Below are 6,406 nucleotides of genomic sequence, written 5' to 3' on the forward strand. Positions count from 1 at the left end.
AGAATGCACACAATGTTTTGCAGATTAAAGCGACTATGTCCTCTAATGAGTGGAATCTTTATGAAGCAAATATTGACAATGAGTTGATTCTAAAAGTTGCTTAACGCTATCTAATATTTATGCTTCCTTTATGCAACAAAGTTCTTCTAAATCACCTGCTAGATATAATGACCCACAAATCATAACTCTTATTGCTTGACCTTGGCTCATTGCAGCACATAAGTCTATTGCCTCTGCAAGAGAAGTGCATTCAACTGATTTAATTCCAAGCCTTTCTGCGGAAATTTTAATTTTATTAGGGTTTTCACTTTTTGGTTCCCATTCTACTGGAACCGCAAAAACATACTCAACTATGTTCTTAAATGATAGCAAAAATCCCTCTATATCTCTGCTCCTAGTTCTTCCGTTAATTAAAAAAGTAGGCATTTGAGAAAATGTTGTTAATGTTGCTGCTATCATCTCAGCACCTGCGGTATTATGCGCCCCATCTAACCATACCTCACTATTCTCAGGCAATAGGGATAAAAGCGTCCCATTTTGAATTTTTTGCATTCTTGCAGGCCATAAAGCACTTGTTATTCCTTTCTTCAAGTGCTCATTAGTTATATTAAAGAAATGATTTAATTTCCTTGCAGCACATATCGCAGTCGATGCATTAATAATTTGATGTATTCCTTTAAGGTTTGGCATTGGAAATTCATTCTCCTCCCTTATTAAAAAATCAATAAATTTAAATCCATTTTTTGTTTTTTTAAATCCCCAATCATTTCGACATGCAAAACTTTTTGATTTAATTTTTCTACACTCATTAATTAGATAATCTAATATCTCATTCTCTTGCCAACCAATAATACAAAGTGAATCTTTTTTTATTATGCCCGCTTTTTCACTTGCAATTTTTAATAGAGTTTCTCCTAGAAATTCCATGTGATCAAATGAAATAGGAGTTACGATACTCATCAATATATTTTCTATAACATTAGTTGCATCATGCCTTCCACCTAAACCAGTTTCTAATAATACTATATCCGCAGGAAATTTTGAAAATGCTAAAAATGCAGCAACTGTGGTTGCCTCAAAAAAAGTTAAATCTAACCCATCTGACTTTAATCTACATTCCTCAATAACCTCATATAACTGTTCATCGCTGATTTCATTATTAGAAATAACAATACGCTCATTGAATCTAATTAGATGTGGAGAGGTATATTGATGCAGAATATATCCTGCTGCATTAAATATTGCTTTAAGAAAAGCGATAGTAGAACCTTTCCCATTAGTTCCTGCAACATGAATCACGGGAGGAATAGTTTTTTCTGGATTTCCCAATTTTTTTAATAGAGTTTTTGTTCTTGTAAGCCCTAAATCAATAAAGTTAGCACCAAACTGTTTAGGCCAATGAGGCATTCTTACCATAAATATTAGTTTAAAATATATTGAGCTAACTGCTAATTTAGCATATAAATAGAAAAATTCTAAACTCATTAATTACATAGGCATATGCATAATTTAAAACAGATAGCCGTTGGTAACGTCAAAATTGCAAATAACCTGCCAATAGTATTGATTGCAGGACCATGTCAGATGGAATCAAAGGAACATGCGCTTTATATGGCTAAAGCTATTAAAAATATTGCTGATTCCCATTCAATGAGTTTAATATTCAAAACATCATTCGATAAAGCAAATAGAACATCAATTGGTACAAAAAGAGGAATTGGAATAGAAGCATCAATACCAATATTTGCTCAAATTAAGGAAGAAATTGGTTGCCCAATTCTCACCGATATTCATTCTCCAGAACAATGCAATATAATTGCGAAAGTTGTTGATATATTACAGATACCAGCATTTTTGTGCAGACAAACCGATTTATTAATTGCAGCAGCAAATACCGGTAAAATTATCAACATAAAAAAAGGGCAATTTCTTGCTCCTTGGGATGTTAAAAACATTATTAGTAAAATTGAATCATCAGGTAATAAGCAGATATTGCTGACAGAGCGTGGCGTTTCTTTTGGTTATAACACATTAATTAATGACATGCGTGGTTTGGAAATAATGAAGGAAACTGGTTATCCAGTGGTTTTTGATGCCACTCACTCCGTTCAGCAACCTGGTGGCTTTGGTAACCAGAGTGGGGGGCAACGTCAATTTATAAAACCCCTTGCAAGGGCAGCGACTTCAATAGGAATAGCTGCTTTATTCATCGAAACACATGATAATCCTGATATTGCTCCAAGTGATGGCTCATGTATGCTTCATATAGATGACCTAAATCAGCTACTTATGGAGATCAAAGAATTCGATAATATAGCTAAAAAATTTACTACTTAAATGAACAATTCTGAAGATGACATTAAAATTATTGCTCAAAATAAAAAAGCTTATCACGAGTACGTAATTGAAGATAAAATTGAGACAGGAATTATTTTGGCTGGGTCTGAGGTTAAATCTTTGAGATTTTCAAAAGCTAGTATTAATGAGTCATACGCACATAGCATTGGCAATGAGATTTTTATATTGGGAGCCAATATTCCAGAGTATAACAAAGCAAAATCATTTAAGCACTCTCCAACAAGGCAAAGGAAGTTACTATTGCATAAAAAAGAGATTAAAAAATTAATTGGGTTGATAAAGCGTAAAGGTTATACCTTGATACCTCTGTCGCTATATTTTAATAAAAAAAATATCGCAAAAGTTTTATTAGGTATAGCAAAAGGCAAAAAAAAGCATGACAAGAGGCAAGTTATAAAAGAAAGGGACTTGGAAAGAGACAAAGCGCGAGAGCTTAAAAATTCTTGATTGTCAATCTCAAACTATTTAAAGATCAAGGATATTATTATGTAGTACATTGGTATGCCAAATATAATATTAAATGGAAATGTAATCGCTAATGACATAGGAATATATATTCCAGCTTTAGCCTCAGGCAAAGCCAATCTCATCGCAGCTGGTACTGCTATATAGGAGGCACTAGAACATAACACCGTAAATAATAAAGTTGTGCCCTTATCAACCCCGATGATATAACATAGCATCATTCCAATTAAAGCATTGATGATCGGCATATAAATACCAAATAAAAATAGAGAAAAATTCAATTTTTTAAAATGATGAAATTCTTTTGCAACTATCAAACCCATGTCCAGTAAAAATAGGCATAAAATTCCATTAAATGGAGTTATTAAAAAAGCCTCCACTTTTTCATAACCAGTTTTTCCAGTGATAAAGCCAATTATGAAGGAGCCAAGCAATAACAATATAGCACCGTTTGTAAAAATTTCCCTGTAAAGTATCTTCTCTTCATTCTTATGATTTTTTGTTTTAGGATCTTTTTTATGTGCAATATATAAACCTGATAAGATAGCAGGAGCCTCCATAATAGCTAATATCGAAATTATGTAACTCTTATGCTCTATATTATAAAATTTGATAAACGATACGGCTGTTGCAAATGTAACTATACTTACAGATCCATAATGCGCAGCAACTGCTGCCGCTGTGGGTTTATCTAATTTAGTTAATAAATTTAACAACCAAAAACTAATAAAAGGAATAGAAAAACTTAACATTATTCCAGTAACTACTAAGGATAACATTTGTAAGTTAATTTCGTTATCTGATAAAAGACTGTAACCACCCTTAAATCCTATAGACATCATTAAATAGATAGTTAAGTATTTACTTATACTTGTAGGCACGCTTAAGTCTGATTTAATCACACCAGCTATAATACCTAAAAGAAAAAATAAAATAGCAGGTGATAGAAGATTATTTGATATGATGTTGAGCAATTCCATGCGTTTTAATTATATATTTTCAATCTAATACTATAACTGAGAGCATTTTCTCATGGTTATAGAATTTCTACAAATTGAATTGGTCAGGTAATAATTTGAAGGTTGATTATCAAATATATCTTTAGTGAAATTTTTTTGTTTTAGTGGATTTTTGATTAAGTCATTACGAATTAAACCATTTGAATTTCTAAAAACAGGATTAGTATTGCGCATAATACCTCTAATTTCATTAAGGTTAGAATATGGTAGCTCAATATCTGTTAACTTTGCTAATTCCAAAATAATTTCCCAATCAATCTTTGCTTCACCAAGTGGATCAATTGTAGCGTATGTATTTTGTACTCTACCCTCTAGATTTACATAAGTAGAATTTTTTTCAGTAAATGCTGGTGCTGGAAGAATTATATCAGCAATTTCAGCTACCTTATCTCCATGATGACCAATATATACAATAAACGCTTTTGGATTAATCTTTTTTAAATCTATTTCATCAGCTCCTAGTAAAATGATTATTTCACATTTTTGTAAAATTTGTGCTGTATCCATTCCAGTACTATTTGGGATAAATCCTATGTCTAGCCCACCTACTCTGGAAGCGGCTGTATGAAGAATGTTGTACCCATTCCAATTTTTATCTAGATAATCATATTGGTTGAGTAATTTAGTAATAAAATATTCATAGGCCTCAAAATCACTTTGAGTAGTTAAGTGTTCTCCAAAAATAAGCATTGGCTTTTTGGCCCTTTTCAAATCCTCACACAATGGGTGATCACCATCAGTAATTTGCTTTAATGCCCATGGATTATTACTAAGGAATTTATAAGGGTAAGTTAAGTCAACTTTATTGCCTATTAAAGCTACAGGAAGCTTATTATTCAAATAGGCTTTTCTGATTCTAGCATTAACCATTGTCGCTTCATGCCTTGGATTACAGCCAATTAGTAGGCAATGGTCAGCTTCCTCAATGCCACTGATTGATGTGTTAAAAACATATTTAGCCCTATTTTCGTTTGATAGCTTACTTCCATTTTGCCTACAATCGAAATTTCCGCTACCAATTGCTTCAAGATAGTTTTTGACTACCAACATTGTTTCTATATCAGTCAAGTCACCTGCTATAGCGCCAATTTTATTTGCATTTGTAGAACTTATTTTTTGTGCAAGCGTGCTAAGTGCCACATCCCAATTGCATTCTACCAGTCTATCTTTGCTTTTAACCATTGGTCTATCAAGTCTCTGATATTTTAAACCATCATAAAAAAACCTGGTTTTATCTGATATCCACTCTTCATTAATATTATCATTATTAAATGGAAGTATCCTCATAACCTCATTTCCTCTGGTATTCACGATGATATTAGAACCAACTGCGTCCATAACATCGATTGAACGGGTCTTATGCAACTCCCAACTTCTTGCTTTAAATTCATATGGTTTTGAGGTTAGTGCACCAACTGGGCATAAGTCTATTATATTCCCTGATAACTCAGATTTAACGCCACCTTCAATATAATTTGTGATTTCCATATCCTCTCCTCTTCCAATACCGCCCAACTCATATGTTCCTGCGATATCCTCAATAAACCTAACGCACCGTGTACAATGAATGCATCTTGTCATATGCGTTTGAATCAAGGGACCAAAATCCTTATCTTTAACAGCACGTTTCTCATCTTTATATCTGCTTTCAGCTCTACCATACTTCATCGCCTGTTCTTGTAAGTCGCACTCCCCTCCTTGGTCGCATATAGGGCAATCTAGTGGATGGTTTGCAAGTAAAAATTCCATCACCCCTTCTCTAGCTTTTTTTACAAGTGGGGTATTAGTGTGAATCACCATTCCTTCCATTACCACTTGCGCACAACTTGCAATGGGTTTCGGTGCTCTTTCCATTTCAACTAAACACATCCTACAATTTCCAGCGATTTTTAATTTGTCGTGATAGCAAAATCTGGGTATTTCAACGCCAGCTTTCTCACATGCTTGAATAACTGAAAAACCTTCAGGAACTTCAATTTCTATATTATTAATCTTTAACTTCGGCATAATTCACGTAGATATGTGTTAAACTACTATTTATTGAAAGTTATACCATAAGAATATCGCGTCTTCTATTAATAAATAACGCCCTAATGCTATTTTTGATTTCAACTATTTACTACTCTCTAGAGGACTACAGTATTCTTTTTTAGCAATATCCTCTTTACAAAGTTTATTCATCAATAAATTTAACTCTCTCAATTGCTTATCAACAAGCTTATATTTACCATCTTTAACTACCACACTACTACCAGGCGTAAAAAATTTACCACTTTTAAGCTTTGATACTAATTCCGGATATGCACTAGCTTTCAAGTCTTGCTTAATTACTTCAAAATCATCAATAAATTTATATACTCCTCTTTCGCTATCAATACTTAACAAGCCAATTGCTAATACCTCACCACCTTTTACCTCAAATCCCCCATATACAAGTTGGAAGCATAAATATTAGATAGCGTATAAATAGGAAAAGTGCTAACCTTTGACCTAAAACAATACAGGTATCAAATGGATTTTGAAATAATAGTAAGAAAAAAAGAAAAAGGCGAGGTAGTATCAGA

At 32.9% G+C, this 6,406-nt stretch carries 6 protein-coding genes; 2 read left to right on the forward strand and 4 right to left on the reverse strand.

Going from position 1 to position 6,406, the window contains the following annotated elements; genetic code table 11:
- Positions 1-117: 117 nt before the first annotated feature.
- Positions 118-1,485, reverse strand: a complete 1,368-nt coding sequence (locus tag L8D11_RS02780; protein WP_236870153.1) for a bifunctional folylpolyglutamate synthase/dihydrofolate synthase — start codon at positions 1,483-1,485, stop codon at positions 118-120.
- A gap of 15 nt (positions 1,486-1,500) precedes the next feature.
- Here L8D11_RS02780 and kdsA point away from each other — a divergent pair, with 15 nt between their 5' ends.
- Entirely contained in the window at positions 1,501-2,337 is an 837-nt protein-coding gene (gene kdsA / locus L8D11_RS02785; protein WP_236870154.1) for a 3-deoxy-8-phosphooctulonate synthase, read from the forward strand.
- Entirely contained in the window at positions 2,338-2,805 is a 468-nt protein-coding gene (smpB, locus tag L8D11_RS02790; RefSeq protein WP_236870155.1) for an SsrA-binding protein SmpB, read from the forward strand.
- 14 nt (positions 2,806-2,819) lie between these two features.
- Here smpB and L8D11_RS02795 read toward each other — a convergent pair whose 3' ends face one another.
- From L8D11_RS02795 to L8D11_RS02805, 3 genes are all read right to left on the reverse strand, one after another.
- Entirely contained in the window at positions 2,820-3,803 is a 984-nt protein-coding gene (locus tag L8D11_RS02795; protein ID WP_236870156.1) for a sodium-dependent bicarbonate transport family permease, read from the reverse strand.
- Between the two features lie 30 nt (positions 3,804-3,833).
- On the reverse strand, positions 3,834-5,849 hold the full coding sequence (nuoG, locus tag L8D11_RS02800; protein WP_236870157.1) for an NADH-quinone oxidoreductase subunit NuoG: 2,016 nt from the start codon (positions 5,847-5,849) through the stop codon (positions 3,834-3,836).
- Positions 5,850-5,954: 105 nt separating this feature from the next.
- Entirely contained in the window at positions 5,955-6,227 is a 273-nt protein-coding gene (locus L8D11_RS02805; protein WP_236870158.1) for a hypothetical protein, read from the reverse strand.
- Positions 6,228-6,406 lie beyond the last annotated feature (179 nt).

Origin of the sequence: Candidatus Bandiella numerosa (assembly GCF_021811875.1) — a bacterium.
GTDB lineage: Bacteria > Pseudomonadota > Alphaproteobacteria > Rickettsiales > Midichloriaceae > Aquirickettsia > Aquirickettsia numerosa_A.